The 18,701-nt window shown below is 69.4% G+C and carries 16 protein-coding genes; 5 read left to right on the top strand and 11 right to left on the bottom strand.

Annotated features, from left to right (window positions below; all coding sequences use genetic code 11):
• Window positions 1-18 precede the first annotated feature (18 nt).
• The 4 genes from ACZZZF_RS08490 to ACZZZF_RS08475 all read right to left on the bottom strand — a co-directional run bounded on the left by ACZZZF_RS08490 (window position 19) and on the right by ACZZZF_RS08475 (window position 4,430).
• On the bottom strand, window positions 19-1,122 hold the full coding sequence (locus tag ACZZZF_RS08490; protein ID WP_463497946.1) for a mandelate racemase/muconate lactonizing enzyme family protein: 1,104 nt from the start codon (window positions 1,120-1,122) through the stop codon (window positions 19-21).
• Window positions 1,119-2,015, bottom strand: a complete 897-nt coding sequence (locus tag ACZZZF_RS08485; protein WP_372983813.1) for an NAD-dependent epimerase/dehydratase family protein — start codon at window positions 2,013-2,015, stop codon at window positions 1,119-1,121. Before ACZZZF_RS08485 ends, ACZZZF_RS08490 begins: the two co-directional genes overlap by 4 nt.
• On the bottom strand, window positions 2,012-3,340 hold the full coding sequence (locus ACZZZF_RS08480; protein ID WP_056276812.1) for a Gfo/Idh/MocA family protein: 1,329 nt from the start codon (window positions 3,338-3,340) through the stop codon (window positions 2,012-2,014). Before ACZZZF_RS08480 ends, ACZZZF_RS08485 begins: the two co-directional genes overlap by 4 nt.
• An 85-nt stretch (window positions 3,341-3,425) precedes the next feature.
• The gene (locus tag ACZZZF_RS08475; protein ID WP_463497944.1) at window positions 3,426-4,430 is read right to left on the bottom strand and encodes a LacI family DNA-binding transcriptional regulator; all 1,005 of its coding nucleotides are present in this window, start codon (window positions 4,428-4,430) and stop codon (window positions 3,426-3,428) included.
• A gap of 74 nt (window positions 4,431-4,504) precedes the next feature.
• Here ACZZZF_RS08475 and ACZZZF_RS08470 point away from each other — a divergent pair, with 74 nt between their 5' ends.
• Window positions 4,505-5,548, top strand: coding sequence for a M24 family metallopeptidase (locus tag ACZZZF_RS08470; RefSeq protein WP_463497942.1), 1,044 nt, complete (start codon window positions 4,505-4,507; stop codon window positions 5,546-5,548).
• Window positions 5,549-5,639: 91 nt separating this feature from the next.
• Here the strand turns inward: ACZZZF_RS08470 and ACZZZF_RS08465 are convergent, their stop codons facing one another.
• A complete protein-coding gene (locus ACZZZF_RS08465; RefSeq protein WP_187249926.1) occupies window positions 5,640-6,647 on the bottom strand; it encodes a LacI family DNA-binding transcriptional regulator in 1,008 nt (335 codons plus the stop codon).
• 150 nt (window positions 6,648-6,797) lie between these two features.
• Here ACZZZF_RS08465 and ACZZZF_RS08460 point away from each other — a divergent pair, with 150 nt between their 5' ends.
• Genes ACZZZF_RS08460 through rhaS form a run of 4 tightly spaced genes read left to right on the top strand, consistent with a single transcriptional unit; the run spans window position 6,798 to window position 11,503 of the window.
• On the top strand, window positions 6,798-8,327 hold the full coding sequence (locus ACZZZF_RS08460) for a sugar ABC transporter ATP-binding protein (RefSeq protein WP_053098749.1): 1,530 nt from the start codon (window positions 6,798-6,800) through the stop codon (window positions 8,325-8,327).
• A complete protein-coding gene (locus ACZZZF_RS08455; protein WP_053098750.1) occupies window positions 8,324-9,355 on the top strand; it encodes an ABC transporter permease in 1,032 nt (343 codons plus the stop codon). The genes ACZZZF_RS08460 and ACZZZF_RS08455 overlap by 4 nt, the downstream gene beginning before the upstream one ends.
• Window positions 9,352-10,404, top strand: coding sequence for an ABC transporter permease (locus ACZZZF_RS08450; RefSeq protein ID WP_053098751.1), 1,053 nt, complete (start codon window positions 9,352-9,354; stop codon window positions 10,402-10,404). Before ACZZZF_RS08455 ends, ACZZZF_RS08450 begins: the two co-directional genes overlap by 4 nt.
• A 55-nt stretch (window positions 10,405-10,459) precedes the next feature.
• Window positions 10,460-11,503 (top strand): rhamnose ABC transporter substrate-binding protein, encoded by a 1,044-nt coding sequence (gene rhaS / locus ACZZZF_RS08445; RefSeq protein WP_056276817.1) that lies wholly within the window; start codon window positions 10,460-10,462, stop codon window positions 11,501-11,503.
• A 174-nt stretch (window positions 11,504-11,677) separates the two neighbouring features.
• Here the strand turns inward: rhaS and ACZZZF_RS08440 are convergent, their stop codons facing one another.
• From ACZZZF_RS08440 to ACZZZF_RS08415, 6 genes are all read right to left on the bottom strand, one after another.
• Window positions 11,678-13,075, bottom strand: a complete 1,398-nt coding sequence (locus tag ACZZZF_RS08440) for a rhamnulokinase (RefSeq protein ID WP_463497940.1) — start codon at window positions 13,073-13,075, stop codon at window positions 11,678-11,680.
• Entirely contained in the window at window positions 13,072-15,108 is a 2,037-nt protein-coding gene (locus tag ACZZZF_RS08435; RefSeq protein WP_463497938.1) for a bifunctional aldolase/short-chain dehydrogenase, read from the bottom strand. The genes ACZZZF_RS08440 and ACZZZF_RS08435 overlap by 4 nt, the downstream gene beginning before the upstream one ends.
• A complete protein-coding gene (locus ACZZZF_RS08430) occupies window positions 15,105-15,959 on the bottom strand; it encodes an alpha/beta hydrolase (protein ID WP_056276823.1) in 855 nt (284 codons plus the stop codon). The genes ACZZZF_RS08435 and ACZZZF_RS08430 overlap by 4 nt, the downstream gene beginning before the upstream one ends.
• A 75-nt stretch (window positions 15,960-16,034) precedes the next feature.
• Window positions 16,035-17,201, bottom strand: a complete 1,167-nt coding sequence (gene rhaI / locus ACZZZF_RS08425; protein WP_463497936.1) for an L-rhamnose isomerase — start codon at window positions 17,199-17,201, stop codon at window positions 16,035-16,037.
• A complete protein-coding gene (locus ACZZZF_RS08420; RefSeq protein ID WP_072590718.1) occupies window positions 17,198-17,590 on the bottom strand; it encodes an L-rhamnose mutarotase in 393 nt (130 codons plus the stop codon). Before ACZZZF_RS08420 ends, rhaI begins: the two co-directional genes overlap by 4 nt.
• A 95-nt stretch (window positions 17,591-17,685) precedes the next feature.
• Window positions 17,686-18,651, bottom strand: a complete 966-nt coding sequence (locus ACZZZF_RS08415) for a serine hydrolase domain-containing protein (RefSeq protein WP_285365260.1) — start codon at window positions 18,649-18,651, stop codon at window positions 17,686-17,688.
• Window positions 18,652-18,701: the final 50 nt, after the last annotated feature.

The raw sequence follows: 18,701 nt of genomic DNA, 5'->3' as shown, positions 1-18,701 counted from the left end.
CGCCTCGGCGCCGAGAACTCAGGCGCCGAGGCGGGCCCCGTCGTCGAGCAGGGGAGCGAAGCGGAGCCCGAGACCGTGGTGCGCGTTCTCGGTGAGGTGGCCGTCGGCGATCGTCACCGGCGAGGGGTCGGCGAGAGCTCCCAGTGCACCGAAGCCGGCGTCTTCGACGTCTTCGACCAGGACCTCGTGGCCGGTGTCGGGCAGAGTCAGCGCGAGCTGACCCGAGAGCTCGGGCAGAAGGTGCGGGTGCAGGGTCGCACCGTGCGCGGCGACCAGCTCGGCGATGCGGAGGAACGGCGTGATCCCGCCGACCCGCACGATGTTGGGCTGCAGGATCTGCGCCGCACCCGCGCGCAGGAAGTCGCCGAAACGGTGCGCGGTGTGCAGATTCTCGCCGAGCGCGATAGGCACGTCGATGCGCCGTGCGAGTTCCGTGTGTCCGTCGAGGTCATCGGCGCGCAGGGGCTCTTCGATCCAGGCGAGGTCGAAGCGCGACAGGACCTCGACGGATGCGGTCGCCCGCGCCAGATCCCACCGCTGGTTCGCGTCGATCATCAGCCCCCGATCAGGGCCGAGCAGCTCGCGGACGGCGGCGACGCGATCGGCGTCCTCGGCGATGTCGGGCTTTCCGACCTTGATCTTGACCGCCTCGAACCCCGCATCGATCCAGCGCTGCACCTGGGCGAGCAGTTCGTCGAGCGAGTAGTGCAGGTTCACGCCTGAGCCGTAGGCGCGCACCCGCTCGCGGCGGCGGCCGATCGACTCCGACACCGAGACGCCGGTCGACCGCGCCTCCGCATCCCACAGCGCCAGGTCCAGACCGGCGAGTGCGATCGTCGTGATCCCCCCACCTCCGGCTTCGTGCAGGTGCTCCCACATCCCCTGCCAGCTCTCGGCGGGCGTGGCGGAGCGGCCGACCGCGGCGGGAGCGATGTCATGCTCGAGCAGCGCCTGCACGGCGGGCGCACCGATCTGCGGACTCCACGAGAAGCCCCATCCCTCGCCACCGTCGGAGCGCACGACGTGAGTCGCGATCACGCCGACGGAGGTGACGTCGGCAGCCCACGGGCGAGTCAGCGGCACCCTCTGCAGACGAGTCGACAGGCTCCGGATCGTGGTCACAGCAGTGCCAGCTCTGTGCGCCAGGTGCGGGACGGGCGCCAGCCGAGGAGTCGGGCGGCCTTGTCGGACGAGAAGGCGGGGGAAGTGCCGGTCAGCGCCGCGGCCGCGTGCTCGGTGCCGGGGTGGAACTCGGGCAGCAGCTCGCTCAGCGGGCGGCGGGCGAGGGCATCGTCGGCTCCCACGAAGAATCTCTCGCCGTTCGGGATGTGGTCGAGCGCGGCGAGGAGGGTGTCGGTGAAGGCTGCGACGTCGCGGGCGTCGACATAGTTGAAGAGCGCGGGCGCGGAGAGCGCCGGATCGTCGAGACGATCGAGAACGGTGTGGCCCTGCTGGGTGAGAGCGCCGGCCCACTCCTCCGGGGCGATCACGTAGCAGGGGCGGAAGGAGGCGAAGCGCACGTCGTCGCCGGCCTGACGCCGCAGCATGTCGACGGTCTGCTCGATGAGCAGCTTCGACAGGGCGTAGGCGTTCCAGGGCTCGGTCGGCGACGTCTCGTCGAGGGGGAGGCGCTCAGGGGTCCAGCCGCGAGGTGCGCCATAGCCGACCACGGTGGGACTCGACGCCGCGACGACGCGGTGGATGCCGGCCCGTACGGCTCCGCCCAGCACCGACTGGGCGAGAGCCGCGTTCGTGCGGATGATCACGTCCTCGGGTGCGCTGAAGGGCACCGCGATCGCCGCGAGATGGATCAGTGCATCCGCCGACGTCGCGGCGAGAGCGGATGCCGTGGCATCCGCGTCCGTCAGGTCGAGGGACGCCTGCGTGATCCCGTCCCGGTCGAGGGCCGCGCTCGGCTCCCGGTCGATCGAGACGATCTCGTGCCCGGCATCTGCGAGGCCCGTCACCAGGGTGCGTCCGAGTCTGCCCGAACCGCCGGTGACGATGATCCTCATGGCCGCGCCAGCAGAGCGATCCCGAGCTCGTCGACCTTCACGGGAAGGCCCGTCTCGAGTGAGCGGTTGCCCGCGATGCCCACAGCGATCGAGCGGATGCCGTCGGTCCAGTCGGCCGGACGCGCGAGGGGGTCGTCCCCGGGGCCCTCGAAGACATCGGACAGCAGCAGCTCGTCTCCACCGCCGTGGCCTCCGTCGCCGCCGTCGATCGGCACCTCGTAGGCCTCTTCCCAGTGGCGCTGCACGATCAGACGCTCGCTCTCAGGGCGCAGTGCGGTCGTGCCGTGGCCGCCGGAGAGGCTGGGGTCGATGTGCGGGTGCAGTCCCTCGCCCGCGAGCACGGCGCCGCGCTCGACCACCTCGAGCTCGACCCGGCCGAGGGTGCCGTTGACGGCGACGCGGTAGCCCTCCCAGGGGGAGTGCGCGTTCAACGAGTACGACATCGTCGCGCCGGACGCATAGTCGACGACGAGTGCGAGGTTGTCCTCGATCGTGATGCCCTCGCTGAACACGTCGAGATCGCGCCGGTACCCGTCGTGCTCCTCGGCGTCGAGGTAGAGCGCGGTGAGACGCTCATCGGTGCGCAGGTCGAGTTCGAACAGGTCGCCGTCGTCGTGGGTGCCTCGCGCCGGTCGCTCGCCGAGGCCACGGCCGGCCGCGTTCTCGGCTCCGTAGAAACGCAGGCCGCCGGACGCGAAGACGCGGGTCGGCTGTGAGCGGATCCACCAGTTGACGAGGTCGAAGTGGTGGCTCGACTTGTGCACGAGCAGACCGCCCGAGTTCTTCTTCTCGCGGTGCCAGCGGCGGAAGTAGTCGGCGCCGTGGTTCGTGTCGAGCATCCACGAGAAGTCCACGGACGTGACGTCGCCGATCGTGCCGTCCTGGATCACCTGGCGCAGTGCGCTGTTGCGGGGCGAGTAGCGATAGTTGAAGGTCAGCACGACCTGGCGACCGGTGCGCTCGACGGCGTCTTCGATGCGGGCGGCGCTCGCCGCGTCGATCGTGAGCGGCTTCTCGACGACGACGTCGGCGCCCGCTTCGAGCGACCGGACGATCAGCTCGGCGTGGAGGTCGTCGCGGGAGCAGATGATGACCCGGTCGACCCGCTCGTCGCTGATCACCTGCTCGAGCTCGTCGGGGGTGGCGAGGCGGGGCGCCGGCGCGCCGACCTCCGCGATGCGGTCAGCGTAGTGCCCGGCCCGCACCGGGTTCGGCTCGATGATCGCCACGAGCTCGGCGCGGTCACGGTGCGTGCCGATGATCCCCTCGACGTACATCTGCGCGCGGGCTCCGGCACCGGCGAGGGCGTAGCGGGTCTTCGTCATCGTGATCTCTCTTCGATCTCCGGTCAGGAAACGTTTTCTCGACGATAGCACAGGAGAGGTGTCAGGCCCCGGGACCGCCGACGGTTCAGGGCGTGTGCACGGTGGCGGTGCTGCCGCGCACGATCAGGGTCGGCGTGAAGGTGAGCGCTGCCGTGGGATCGCCGCCGGTGAGCTGGTCGTGCATCGCAGCCCATGCGGCTGCGCCGATCTCGACCGCGGGAACGGCCACGGTCGTGAGCGGGGGTGAGGTGTAGGCGGCGAAGGGGATGTCGTCGAAACCCGTGATCGACAGCTGCTCCGGCACGTCGACGCCGCGCACGGTCAGGGCCGAGAGCAGCCCCATGGCGACGAGGTCGTTGTAGGCGATCACTGCGGTGGCTCCGCTCGCGAGAACCTGGTCGGCGACCGCGGTGCCGCTGTCGAAGTCGACGCCTGCGGTGATCTCCTCGACTTCGAGCCCGTCGGTCCGGGAGAGCTCCGCCGCGATCGCATCCTGCCGCGCCCTGTGCGTCACGCTGCGGGTGGCGCCGGCGAGATAGACGAGCCGGCGGTGGCCGAGCGAGGTGAGGTGGCCGACGATCTCGCGCATGCCGGATCCGTAGTCGGCGCCGACCACGGGAGTGCTCGTCTGCGGGCCGCGGTTGATCACGACGGCGGGGGAGAGCATCGGCAGCAGTCGGCCGAGGTCCTCCTCGGGCATTCGAGGGGCGCAGAGGATCACGCCGTCGGTGCGCAGCCTGGTCGCTCGGGCGAGCGCCTGCTCTTCATCCAGGTCCTCACGCGAGTCGGCGACCAGCACGTGATATCCGTCGGCCGTGGCCGCGCGGCTGAGGCCACGCAGGATCGCCTGGAACGTCGGGTTCTCGAGGTCGGGGATCACGACGGCGATGGTCTGGGTGCGGCCGAGCACCAGGCTCCGTGCCACGGGGTTCGCCGTGTAGCCGAGCTGCGCAGCGGCTGCCTGCACGCGCTCGGCGAGCGCCGGATCGACCGTCGGGTTGCCGTTCATCGCGCGCGACACCGTCGACAGAGAGACGCCGGCGAGTTTCGCGACGTCGGTGATGCCGGGGCGTGACGATTCGCGTGCCATCGGCATCCCTTCGTGTCCGCGAGAGGTCGCGGCTGTCGTCATACTACGAGAAAACGTTCTTCAGGGAGGGTCTCATGGCTGGAGCATCCGAGGACCGCGCCGAGAAGCAGGATCGGCTGGCGCGCGTGCGCCGAGAGGTCGACGGGGCACCCGTGGTGCTCGTCTCTCACGAATCGCTGTCGTGGTACCTCGAGGGCGTGCGCACGCATGTGTCGCTCGCGGGTCCTCCGGTGCTCGCGGTGCGGGCGGAGGCGCAGGGCGATGTGCTCTTCATCGCCGAGAACGAGGCCGATCGGCTGATCGCCGAGGAGCTGCTGCCGGAGGATGTCGCGCGCGTGGTGCGCGTGCCGTGGTGGATCCCACCCGCTGCCGCCGCGGCTGAGGAGGCCGGCGTCGCCGAATCGCACGTGGCGGCTGAACTGCGCGCGGCTCGCGCGCGCCTGCTGCCGGCCGAGCGTGCCAGATATCGACTTCTCGGACGGGAGACGGCAGAGTCGCTGACGGATGCGCTCGCCCGCGTCGGTCCGGAGCAGAGCGAGCGGATGGTCGCCGCGATCGTCTGCGCCGAGCTCATCGCCCGAGGAATCGATCCGCTCGTCGTGCTGGTCGCCGGTTCCGAACGGACTGCGTTCCGGCATCCGCTTCCGACCGCCGGGCTGCTCGGAGAGCGGGCCATGATCGTCGTGTGCGGGCGTCGGAACGGGCTCATCGCCAACGCGACACGCTGGGTCGGCGCATCCGTCGATGACGAGCCGATCTGGGGCGTGGAGCGGGCTCTCCTCGATGCGTCTGTGCCGGGAGCCCGTCTGAACGACGCGTTCACGGCGGGCATCGCGGCGTACGCCCGCTATGGGTTCGACGCCGACGAATGGCAGCGCCACCACCAGGGCGGACCGACCGGGTATGCCGGTCGCGATCCCCGCGCCACGGCATCCACTGCGGATCTGATCGTCGAGGATCAGGCGTTCGCCTGGAACCCGACCGCACCGGGCCGCAAAGTCGAAGACACCCTGCTGCGCACAGATGACGACTGGGAGGTGCTCACGGTCGATGAGTGCTGGCCGTCGGTCGAGTACGAGGGGCTGCATCGGCCGGTCTCGAGGGCATACGGGACGTAATCGGGGCCTCGATGGCGGGACTCGGTGCCGAGTGCCGGCTCAGGTTGCGGATGCACCTGAGCCGCCGAGGTGCGGGGAAGGCCGCCCCGGGTCAGCCGACGGTCGAGCTGCGCACGATCAGTTCGGGCGGGAACACCGTCTGGCGGGGGATGCTCTCGGGGTCGGCCGCCTCTTCGAGCACGATCCGCAGCGCCGTGCGACCGATCATGCGGCTGGGCTGCCGGATGGATGACAACGGCACCGCGGCGGCGGCCGCGAACGGATTGTCGTCGAAGCCGATCAGCGCGATCTCGTCGGGGACGAGCAGGCGTCCGCCCGACACGAGGGACTGCAGCAGGCCGAGGGCGAGCAGATCGTTGGCGGCGAAGAGCGCGTCGGGCCACTCGCGCCGAGGGCGGGTGAGCAGGCGCGCTCCGGCGGCGACGCCCTCTTCGACCGTCATCGCCGCCGTCGGCACGACCTCGAGCTCGACGTGCACCGCCGCGTTCTCGGCCGCCGCGCGAGCGCCCGCGAGACGGTCGGTGACCTGACGCATGTCGAAGGGGCCCCCGACGAAGGCGATCCGCCGCCGACCGCCCTCGATGAGGTGCTCGACCGCCAGCCGCCCGCCCGCGACGCTGTCGACCGACACCGACGAGAACCCGCTGTCGGCGCTGAATCGGTCGACGAGAACCGTCGCGATCCCGCTCGCTCGGAACTTGCGCAGCTGCGTCATGACGTCGCCGTAGGGGGCGATGAGCAGGCCGCGCACCTGCTGCTCGCGAAACAGGTCGAGATAGACCTTCTCGCGGGACGGGTCGTCGTCGGTGTTGCCGTACAGGATCGCGATGCCGTGGCTGGACGCCTCGTCTTCGGCACCGCGCACGACATCGTTGTAGAAGGGGTTCTGGCCGTCGAGCACGACGAATCCGACGGTCGTGCTCACGCCCGCTCTGAGCTTGCGGGCGGCGTCGTTTCGCACGTAGCCGAGCTCTTCGATCGCCTGCGTCACTCGCTCGACCGACTCGCTGGAGACCTCGTCCGGCCGGTTCAGGACGTTCGAGACGGTGCCGACGGAGACGCCAGCGCGAACGGCGACATCGCGGATGCTGACCGGCATTCGGCAGTCCTCTCGTCGTCGGGCGGATCACGCTTCGGCATCGGGGGTTGACCTGAGACCGGCATCACATACACTAGCCTGAAACGAGCTTGAATCGATTCAGGTAAAGTTCATTCCGATCATCATCCCCCTCAACGGAGAGGAAAGCCAGTGGTAGACGCAGCCTCCGCCCGCAGCGCTCCCCCCACCGCGCTCGAGCTGCATCGGGTGGTGAAGTCCTTCGGCCCCGTCGTCGCACTCCGCTCCGGCAGCCTGACGCTCCGCCCCGGCTCGATCCACGCCCTCATCGGCGAGAACGGCGCGGGCAAGTCCACGCTCGTGAAGATCATGGCCGGTCTGTACCGCCGCGACTCGGGCGACTTCCGTCTGCACGGCGACGATGTCGATTTCACCAGCACCGCCCAGTCGAAGGCCGCGGGCATCGCGGTCATCTACCAGGAGCCGACGCTGTTCCCCGATCTCTCGGTCACCGAGAACATCTTCATGGGACGTCAGCCCACCGGCTTCCTCGGCCGCATCGACCGCAAGGCCATGCGCACCGAAGTCGACCGGATCTTCCGCCGCCTGGGCGTGACGCTCGACCCCGACCGCATCACCGAGGGTCTGTCGATCGCCGACCAGCAGATCATCGAGATCGCCAAGGCCATCTCTCTCGACGCGAGCGTGCTGATCATGGACGAGCCGACGGCCGCACTCAGCGGCGTCGAGGTCGACCGACTCTTCGCGGTCGCGCGGAGCCTCCGCGACGAGGGACGCGCGATCCTCTTCATCTCGCATCGCTTCGACGAGGTGTTCGACCTGTGCGACACCGTCACCGTCATGCGTGACGGGGCATACATCGACACCACTCCCATCGCCGAGACCACGGTCGACGAACTGGTGCGCCAGATGGTCGGCCGCGACGTCACCGAGCTGTTCCCCAAGCAGGAGGCCGCCATCGGCGAGCCGCTGCTCGAGGTCACAGCGCTCACCCGTCCCGGCGTCTTCCACGACATCTCGTTCACGGTGCGCGCGGGCGAGATCGTCGCACTGGCAGGTCTCGTCGGCGCCGGTCGCTCGGAGGTCGCCCGCGCGATCTTCGGCGTCGATCCCTACGACGAGGGAGAGGTGCGGATGCTCGGCGCGGGCGTCGCCCGCCGCAACCCGACCGCCGCGATGCGCAGCGGACTCGCGCTCGTTCCCGAGGACCGCCGCAAGCAGGGCCTCGTGATCGACGCGAGCGTGGGAGGCAACATCACGCTCGCCATCCGCCGGCGCCTCTCGAAGTGGGGACTCATCACGAGCGGCATCGAGAACCGTGCGGCGAAGGAGTGGGCGTCGCGCCTCGAGGTGAAGACGCACGCGCTCGACACCGTGGCGTCCACGCTCTCGGGCGGCAATCAGCAGAAGGTCGTGCTGGCCAAGTGGCTGGCCACCGACCCGCGCGTCCTCATCATCGACGAGCCGACCCGCGGCATCGACGTCGGCACCAAGTCCGAGGTGCACCGACTGCTGTCGCAGCTCGCCGGCGAGGGCATGGGCATCCTGATGATCTCGTCCGAGCTGCCCGAGGTGCTCGGCATGGCGGATCGCGTGCTCGTGATGCGCGAAGGACGCATCACCGCCGAGATCTCCCGCGACGACGCCACCAGCGAGAACGTCATGTTCGCCGCCACCCACTCATCGGAGCTGCACTCATGAGCACCACCACCGCACCCGCGGCCGCCGCTCCGGCGATCGCGAAGAAGCCCGGCGGCATCGGCCGTGCACGCGAGTTCGGCATCCTCGCCGCGCTCGTGCTCGTCGTGATCGCCGCGACCGTCAAGAACCCGGCGTTCCTCTTCAGCTCCGACGGCTGGCGCGATCTGCTGCTCACGCCGTCGATCCTCATGCTCGTCGCCGTGGGCCAGGCGATCGTCATCATCACGCGCAACGTCGATCTGTCGGTGGGCTCGGTGATGGGCCTCACGGCCTACCTGACCGGACGCCTCTTCGTCGACGTCCCCGGCATCCCGATCGTGGTCGTCGTGATCGCGGCCGTCCTGCTCGGTGCCTTCCTCGGCCTGGTCAACGGCGCATTGGTCGCCTTCGCGAAGGTGCCGGCCATGGTGATCACGCTCGGCACGCTCTATGCCTACCGCGGCATCAACGTGCTGTGGACCGGCAGCGATCGCATCAACGCCTCCGACATGCCCAAGGACTTCCTCGCACTCGGCACGCAGCAGATCCTGTTCATCCCTGTGCTGACGATCATCGCGGTGATCGTGCTCGCGCTCGCGGCCTGGTATCTGCGCAACATCCGGGGCGGACGCGAGTACTACGCGATCGGCTCCGACCCCTCGGCGGCCGAGCTCTACGGCCTCAAGGTCACCCGTCGGGTGCTCTCCGCGTTCGTCCTCTCGGGTGCACTCGCAGGTCTCGCCGGCGTCTTCTACGCCGCGCGATACGGATCCATCAGCTCGCAGGCGGGAAGCGGCTGGGAGCTGGATGCCGTCGGCGCAGCCGTCATCGGTGGCATCGCGATCACCGGCGGTGTCGGCACGGTCTGGGGCGCGGCCATCGGCGCGATGCTCCTGATGACCATCAACCGCGCGCTGCCCATTCTCGGCATCCCGGACTTCTGGCAGCGTGCCGTGGTCGGTGTGCTCATTATCGGGGCCATCGTGCTCGACCGGGTGCTCGCGGTCAGACAGAGACGCCAGCTCATCGAGGCGAGGGACGAATCATGACCACGACAACGACGACGACGTCGACCCGCGTCATCCGCGACTACGACCGTCCGCTGTGGCGGCGCATCTTCATCAACCGCGAGTTCGCGATCATCGCGCTCCTCGTGCTGGTGACGATCGTGGCGGCCGTCACGATCCGCGGCTTCGCCCAGCCGATCACCGCGAACTACCTCCTGCTCGACGTCGCACCGATCCTGCTCATCGCGCTGCCCATGACGCTCGTCATGATCACGGGCGAGATCGACCTGTCGGTGGGATCCATGGTGGGGCTCGCCAGCGTCGTCACCGGAGTCCTCACCGAGTCGGGTGCTCCCTTCGAGGTCGCCGCCCTTGCGGCCCTCCTCGTCGGCGTCGTCGGCGGAGCCTTCAACGGGTTCCTCGTCACGATCGTCGGGCTGCCGTCGCTCGCCGTCACGATCGGCACACTCGCACTCTTCCGCGGGCTTGCGGTCGGCCTGCTCGGCACCACGGCCGTCACGGACTTCCCCGAGACATGGACGGCGCTCGCGAAGGCGAAGATCGCCGGGACGACCATCCCGTACATCGTCATCCCGTTCCTGATCCTGCTGGTGCTGTTCGCCGTGCTGCTGCACTTCACGCCCTTCGGCCGTGGTGTCTTCGCGATCGGTCTGTCGAAGGACGCCGCGCGGTTCTCGGGCGTCGACGTCGAACGGACGAAGTTCATCCTGTTCGTGCTCTCGGGCGTGGTCGCCGCCTTCGCAGGCATCTTCTACACGCTGCGGTTCGGCAGCGCCCGAGGCGACAACGCCACCGGGCTCGAACTGCAGGTCATCGCGGCCGTGGTGCTCGGCGGAGTGTCGGTGTTCGGCGGACGGGGACACCTGCACGGCGTCGTCGCCGCCGTTCTCCTGATCGGGGTGCTGGGCAGCAGCCTGCGCCTCGCCGGAGTCACATCCGACGTCATCAACATCATCACCGGCGGGCTGCTGATCTTCTCGGTCGTCGCAGCGAGCGTCCTCGCCTGGGCGCAGCGCGTCCGCGCGAAGGCCGGTCCGCCACTGCGCGTAGCAGCCTCTCCCGCACCATGAGGCAGCCTCTCATCGCCGGCACCCGCCAGCGGTGATCATCACGAAAGGAAGAACAATGACGTTTGCACGTAAGAAGATCGCGGGGTTCGCGGCGGTCGCCGTGGCCGCAGCGCTCGTGCTGAGCGGCTGCGCCGACACCAGCGGCGGATCCGGAGGCTCGGGTTCAGAGGGTGAAGGCGGATCCGACAACCTCGCGATCACGTTCCTGCCCAAGAACCTCGGCAACCCGTACTTCGACACCTCGAGCGAGGGCGGCAAGACCGCCGTCGACGAGTTCGGCGGCACGTTCGCCGAGGTCGGCCCGGCCGAGGCCACCCCCGACGCCCAGGTCAGCTACATCAACACCGCGACGCAGCAGGCCGTGGGCGCGCTCGTCGTCTCGGCGAACGACCCGAAGGCGATCTGCGACGCGCTGAACGAGGCCCGTGACGCCGGCGTCAAGGTCGTCACCTTCGACTCCGACACGAACCCCGAGTGCCGCGACCTGTTCATCAACCAGGCCGACTCCGAGGGCATCGCCAAGGTGCAGGTCGACCTGATCGCCGACCAGATCGGCGGAGCCGGCGAGGTCGCGATCCTGTCGGCATCCGCCAACGCGACCAACCAGAACGCCTGGATCGACCTGATGAAGGAGTACGTCGCCAGCGAGTACCCCGACATCACGATCGTCGAGACCGTCTACGGTGACGACGACGACCAGACGTCGTTCGACAAGACCGCTGCGCTGCTGCAGAGCCACCCGAACCTGAAGGGCATCATCTCGCCCACCACGGTCGGCATCGCGGCTGCGGCGCGGTACGTGTCCACCTCGGACTACAAGGGCAAGGTCGCCATCACCGGTCTCGGCACGCCGAACCAGATGCGCGAGTACGTCGAAGACGGCACCGTCACCGCGTTCGCGCTGTGGAACCCTGCCGACCTCGGCTACCTGGCCGCGTTCGCCTCCAAGGCGCTGATCGAGGGTGAGATCACCGGCGAAGAGGGCGACACCTTCGAGGCCGGAGACCTCGGCGAGTACACGGTCGGCGCCGACGGCGTCGTTCTTCTCGGCGACCCGTTCGAGTTCAACGCAGACAACATCGGCGAGTTCGACTTCTGAGTCGAGTTCGTGAGGGGCGTCGGGCTTCGGCCTCGGCGCCCCTTTCCGTGTGCGCCGCGGTGTGCGTTCTCCGGCGCCTGACAGGGCGGGCATCCGCACCCGCACAGGGATTCGCACCGGCATCCATCGGGGATACGGGCGGTCGGATGAGGGGCTGCGACGGGGGTGAGGGAGTCAGCGCGGGTCGAAGCGCTCCGGTTCGTGCGTCGCGGCGACGAGGGCGCGCAGCTCCTCGAGGGATGCCGGGGCGGCGCCGAGAGCCCGTGCCTGCACGAGCACGTTGCCGAGGGCTGTCGCCTCGACGGGGCCGGCGAGCACGGGACGGCCGGTGCGATCCGCGGTGGCCTGGCACAGCAGACGGTTCAGCGAGCCGCCTCCCACGAGGTGGATGCTGTCGAGTGCGCGCCCTGACAGATCGGCTGCCGTCTGCACGGCATCCGCGAAGGCGGTCGCGATCGACTCGACGATCGACCGGGCGAACGCGGGTCGCGTCGTCGGAGCCTCGGCCCCGAGCAGTGTCGTGATGCGCGCGGGCATGTCTCCCGGTGCGCTGAGCGACGCGTCGTTCGCGTCGAAGAGGGGCACGTCGTCTGTCACGGCGGATGCCGCGGCCAGCAGCTCGGGCAGGTCGATCCGCGAGCCGTCCTCCGCCTCCCACGCGCGCACGGTCTCGCTCAGCAGCCAGAGCCCCGTCACGTTGTGCAGGAAGCGGTAGCGACGGTCCACGCCGAGCTCGTGCGTGAAGTTCGCCTCGCGCGCGGCATCCGTCAGCACCGGCTCGGTCAGCTCGACGCCGACCAGCCCCCAGGTGCCGCACGAGATGTAGGCGGAGTGCGGGGTCGACAGGGGAGCGGCGACGACGGCGGATGCTGTGTCGTGCGACCCGACCGCGATCACCGGCAGCTTCTTGCCGATGCGCTCGACCAGGTCCGCGCGGAGTGTGCCGATCGTCTCGCCCGGATCGACGAGCGTCGGCAGGATGTGCGTCGGGATGCCGATGCGCTCGGCGAGCTCGGCGTCCCACTCACCCGACTCGACGCCGAGGAGCCCGGTGGTCGAGGCGTTCGTCCGCTCGGCCACCGCTGTTCCGGTGAGCAGGAACGCGATGAGGTCGGGAATGAGCAACGCGGTGTCGGCGTCGGCGAGGCGGGCATCGACGCGGTACTGGTACAGCGTGTTGAACGGCAGGAACTGCAGTCCGTTGCGGCCGTAGAGCTCGGCGAAGGGCGCGACCGTGTGCACCTCGTCGACGCCGCGCGCCGTGCGCGCGTCGCGGTAGTGGAACGGCTCGGCGAGGAGTTCGCCGTCTCGCAGCAGGCCGTAGTCGACGGCCCACGAGTCGATGCCGACGCTCTCGATCGCCGGTTCGCGCCGTACCGCCTCGGCGAGCCCTGCGACGACGTGCTCGTAGAGAGCGCCGAAGTCCCAGTGCAGACCGTCTTCGCGCTCGACGGGCCCGTTCGGGAACCGCGAGACGAGTTCGAGGTCGAGCCGGCCGTCGCCGATCCGGCCGATCATGACGCGACCGCTGGTCGCTCCGAGGTCGACGGCGGCGACGGACCGCACCGTCATCGCAGGAACGCCGCAGCGACGCCGGAGTCGACCGGGATGTGGAGACCGGTCGTGCGGCTCAGCTCGGGACCCGTCAGCACGTAGACGGCATCCGCCACGTTCTCGGGAACGACCTCGCGCTTGAGGATCGTGCGGTTGGCGTAGAACTGGCCGAGGTCCTCTTCGGCGACACCGTAGGTCGCGGCACGGTTCGCGCCCCAGCCGGAGGCGAAGATGCCCGAGCCGCGCACGACACCGTCGGGGTTGATGCCGTTGACGCGGATGCCGAACTCGCCGAGCTCGACGGCCAGCAGCCGCACCTGGTGGGCCTGGTCGGCCTTGGTCGCCGAGTAGGCGATGTTGTTGGGGCCGGCGAAGACGGAGTTCTTCGACGAGATGTAGATGATGTCGCCGCCGAGCTTCTGGTCGATCAGCACGCGGGCCGCGGCCTTCGACACGAGGAACGAGCCCTTCGCCATGACGTCGTGCTGCAGATCCCAGTCCTTCTCGGTGGTCTCGAGCAGCGGCTTCGACAGCGAGAGACCGGCGTTGTTGACGACGAGGTCGACGCCGCCGAACGCGAGCACGGCGTCGTTCAGCGCCGCCTGGATGGCATCCGCATCGGCGACGTTCGCCGCGACGCCGATCGCGACGTCGGTGCTGCCCAGCTCGGCGGCGGCCGCCTGTGCCTTCTCGAGGTCGAGGTCGGCGATGACGACGCAGGCGCCCTCTGCGGCGAGGCGGGTGGCGATGGCCTTGCCGATGCCGCTGGCGGCTCCGGTGACGAAGGCGATGCGTCCCTGGTGCGACTTCGGCTTCGGCATGCGCTGCAGCTTGGCCTCTTCGAGCGCCCAGTACTCGATGTCGAACTTCTCGGCGTCAGAGATGGGCGAGTAGGTCGACAGTGCCTCGGCGCCGCGCATGACGTTGATCGCGTTGACGTAGAACTCACCGGCGACGCGGGCGGTCTGCTTGTTGGCGCCGTAGGAGAACATTCCGATGCCGGGCACGAGCACGATGAGCGGGTCGGCGCCGCGGATCGCGGGCGACTCGGCGGTCGCGTGCGCGTCGTAGTAGGCCTGGTAGTCGGCGCGGTACTCGGTGTGCAGTTCGTGCAGACGGGCGATCTGCTCATCGGCGGATGCCGTGACCGGCAGGTCGAGGATCAGCGGCTTGACCTTGGTGCGCAGGAAGTGGTCGGGGCAGCTCGTGCCGAGAGCCGCGAGTTCAGGGGCGCGCTCGGAGGCGAGGAAGTCGAGGACGACGTCGGAGTCGGTGAAGTGGCCGACCATCGGCTTGTCGGTCGACGCGATCCCGCGAATGGTGCCGGCCAGGGCCGCTGCGCGCTCACGCCGCTCGGCCTCGGGGAGTGCCTCGAAGCCGGCACGCACGCCGCCGAACGGATCGGCCTTGCCGTTGGCCTGGATGTAGGCGGCCGCGGTGTCGATGATCCAGAGGGAGTTGGCTTCGGCCTCCTCCGACGTGTCGCCCCAGGCGGTGATGCCGTGGCCGCCGAGGATCGTGCCGATGGCCTGCGGGTTCTTCGCCTTGATGGCGGCGATGTCGAGTCCGAGCTGGAATCCGGGGCGACGCCACGGAACCCACACGACCTTGTCGCCGAAGATCTTCGCCGTCAGCTCTTCGCCGTCGGCCGCGGTGGCGATCGCGATGCCCGAGTCGGGGTGCAGGTGGTCGACGTGCGCGGCGTCGACGAGCCCGTGCATCGCGGTGTCGATCGACGGAGCTGCACCGCCCTTGCCGTGCAGGCAGTAGTCGAACGCGGCGACCATCTCATCCTCACGGTCGAGGCCCGGGTAGACGTCGACGAGTGCGCGCATGCGGTCGAGGCGCAGCACGGCGAGACCCTGCTCTGTGAGCGTGCCGAGGTCTCCACCCGAACCCTTGACCCACATCAGCTCGACGGGCTGACCCGTGACGGGGTCGGTCTCCGTGCCCTTCGCCGACGTGTTGCCACCGGCGTAGTTGGTGTTCTTCGGGTCGGCGCCCAGGCGGTTCGACCGCTCGATGAGGGCGGCGGCGGTGGGGTTGGTCATGGCTGTTCCCTGTTCTGTGGAGACGTGGCGAGGATGCGGGCGGCGAAGCGGTCGATCGATGCTGTCGCTGCCGCGAGTTCGGGCTGATTGAGGTGGCCGTGGCGGGTGCCCGCCTCGGTCGAGATGTCGATTTCGACGCCCGCGTCGCGCAGCAGGGCGCCGAACGCCTCGCCGGAGACACGGAGCTCGTCGACCTCGCCGTTGATCATGATCGTGGCGGGGAAATGCGAGAGCTGGGCGGGGGACGCGGTGCCGGGCACGGCGTAGACGTCGCCACCGTCGACCGGCCCGCCGAGGTAGTTCTCGTACATGCCGCGCACCGGGTCGGGGCCGAACACGTCGGCATCGGGGTCCGCGTCGAGAGCGGCGCGCAGCGCAGCATCCGGGGCTGCCTGCACGGCGTGGAGCGTCGGATAGGCGAGCACCGCGAGCGCAGGGAAGGGCCCGGGACCGTGACTGAGGCGCAGTGCCGCGCCGGCCGCGAGGTTGCCGCCGGCGCTCGCTCCGCCGATCGACCACGGCCCCTCGGTGAGGCCGGAGTCGACCGCCCAACGGAATGCGGCCTCGACCTCCTCGGAGGCGACCGGGTAGTGCACGCCCTCTCGCTCGGGTGCCCCGGCTGCCGCAGCCCAGGTGCGAGGGAAGGGAGCCAGCGCGTAGTCGACCGACACCACGGCGATGCCGCGCTCGGCGAAGCTCTGCGCGACCCAGTCGGCCTCCGGCATGTCGATCTCACCGGCGGCGAACCCTCCGCCGTGCACCCAGACGAGTCCGGGGCCGACGGGAGAGGTCGGGGTGTACACCCGCACGCGCAGCGGTCCGTGCGGTCCGTCGAGCACCTGCTCGTTCACGGTGTCATCCGTTCTGTCGGGGGGCGTCGGGATGCGGGGATCGGCTCCCGCATCCCGACGGGTCGGGGTGCGGGCTCAGGCGCCCCAGCCGGCCTGCACGCCACCGACGCGGTCGGCGGCGATCTTCTGCTGGTAGCCCGACCCGGCGTAGGCCGCCATCGGGTCGGCTGCGAGGCCGCGCGACTCTCGCCATTCGGCGAGCGCGGGGCGCACGTCGGTGTAGAACGCGTCCATGAAGACGGCGTTGGCGGCGAGCACGTCGCCGGACTTCTGCGCCGCGGTCAGGGCGTCCCGGTCAACGATCAGCGCACGCGCCGTCATCTCCTGCACGTTGAGCACCGAGCGGATCTGACCGGGGATCTTGTCCTCGACGTTGTGGCACTGGTCGAGCATGAACGCCACATCGGGGTTGTTCAGGCCGCCGCCGCGCACGACCTCGAACAGGATGCGGAACAGTTGGAAGGGATCGGCCGCGCCCACGATGAGATCGTCGTCGGCGTAGAAGCGCGAGTTGAAGTCGAACGACCCGAGCTTGCCGAGGCGCAGCAGCTGCATGACGATGAACTCGATGTTGGTGCCGGGTGCGTGGTGGCCCGTGTCGAGGCACACCATGGCCTTGTCGCCGAGGGACGAGACCTGGGCGTAGGACGTGCCCCAGTCGGGAACATCGGTGTGGTAGAACGCCGGCTCGAAGAACTTGTACTCGAGCACGAGGCGCTGGTCGTCGCCGAGGCGTGCATAGATCTGCTGCAGCGACTCCTGCAGGCGGTCCTGACGGCCGCGCAGGTCGGCCTGCCCCGGGTAGTTCGAGCCCTCGGCGAGCCAGATCTTCAGGTCGCGGCTGCCCGTGGCATCCATCACGTCGATGCAGGCGAGGTGGTGGTCGATCGCCTTCTGGCGGATCGACGGGTCTTCGTGGGTCAGCGCGCCGAACTTGTAGTCGTCGTCCTGGAACGTGTTGGAGTTGATGGTGCCCAGTGTCACGCCGAGGTCCTCGGCGTGCTTGCGCAGGTCGGAGAACGAGTCGACCAGGTCCCACGGGATGTGCAGGGCGACCGAGGGCGCGAGCGCCGTGTACTTGTTCACCTGCGCGGCATCCGCGATCTTCTCCCACGGGTCGCGGGGCGTGCCGGGCGTGCCGAACACCTTGAAGCGCGTGCCGGAGTTGCCGAACGCCCAGCTGGGGAGTTCGATGCCCTGCTGTTCGAGGGCGGCGAGGTTGTCGGACGAGAGGATGCTCATGAGGCGCTGCCTTCGGTGTCGGTGCGGTTGTCGATGTCTGATGCGGGGGAGTCGCCGGCGTCGGCGAGCTGGTCTTCGAGGTGGAACACCTCGGCGAGTGCGGTGGCGGCCTGGTCGGGGCGTCCGTCGAGACCGATGAAGAATCGGCTCATCTCGGACTCCCAGCGCGCGGCGACGGGGGAGGCGGCGAGATACGCCTGGGCGGCGGCATCGTCGTCGGTCTCGTAGTAGCCGACGAGCGTGCCGCCCTCGGCGAGGAACAGCGAGTAGTTGCGGCGGCCGGCTGCCGCGATCTCGCCCAGCATCTCGGGCCAGACCGGCGAGTGACGGGCGAGGTATTCGTCGAGCAGTTCAGGACGCACCTGCAACTGGAACGCGACGCGGGTCATGTTGGTTCTCTCTTCATCGAGCGGGTTTTGAATCGTTTCATTCAATGTCTCAACCCTAGACAGGGGCGAGCGACGTGTCAAGTGAGCGTCGGCGGTCACACCGCGGTGATGACCGCGTTGTCGAGCTGATCGGCGTCCACGCCCGGGCGCACGGCCGCGTTCGTGAGCAGCACCCAGCAGACGCCCGCCGTCGGGTGCACCCAGAATTCCGTGCCCGCCCACCCGCCGTGGCCGAAGACGTCACGGTCCACCAGTCCCGGCGCTCGTGAGCGCAGGTTGAACGTGAAGCCCCAGTCCTGACCGCGCTCAGAGGGGTACGGGTCGAGGCGGGGGATCGCGCCGGTCAGCGGGCGGAGCATCATGGCCAGTCCCGCCGGAGACAGGATGCCGTCTTTCGCGCCCTGGCCGATGCGCAGCAGCTCGGCGCCGAGGTGCAGGAGATCCTCGGCTCTGCCCAGGAGTCCTGCGCCGGGAGCACGCGTGGCGTGGAACCGGTCGAGGTCGAGTCCGCCGGCCGCGGCATCCGGAACCCCGAGGGACTTGCTCGGGTCGAGGGTCAGGCCGATCGCGCCGATGCGATGCGCCCAGTCGAATGTGCCGGCATCCCAGGTCGAACCGGTCGCGTGCTCGATCAGCGCCGCGATCCCCTCGAAGGCCAGGGTGGAATACCGCGACGCGGTGCCGGCGGCGAAGTCCCGCCCCTGGCTGAGCAGCTCGTCGCGCAGCGGAAGCGCGGTGTCGAGAGCCGGCTCGGAGATCCCCGAGGTGTGGGACGCGAGGTGCCACAGCCGCACGATGTCGTCACGAGAGGTGCCGAACTGCGGCAGGGCGTCGGCGAGCGGAGTGTTCGGGGTGAGCAGACCCCTCTCGATGGCGCGCGTCGCCGTGATGCCGGTGAGCACCTTCGTGATCGAGAACAGCGGATAGACGGCATCCGTCGCGGCCCCGAAGCCCTCGAGGTCGACGATCCCGTCAGCCGTCGCCATGCCGAGCACCGCTGTCGGCAGGCGCTCCGCCTGCACGTGACCACGTGCCCAGTCGAATGCTGCGTCGAAGGTCATGGCTGCTCCTGCTGATTCGGATGGTCGCGCTTCCCAGACGGGTGCGGTGA

This window comes from Microbacterium sp. AC215 (genome assembly GCF_979258645.1).
Note: the sequence above shows the minus strand (reverse complement) of the source record. Positions and strands in the feature narration are given on the sequence as shown.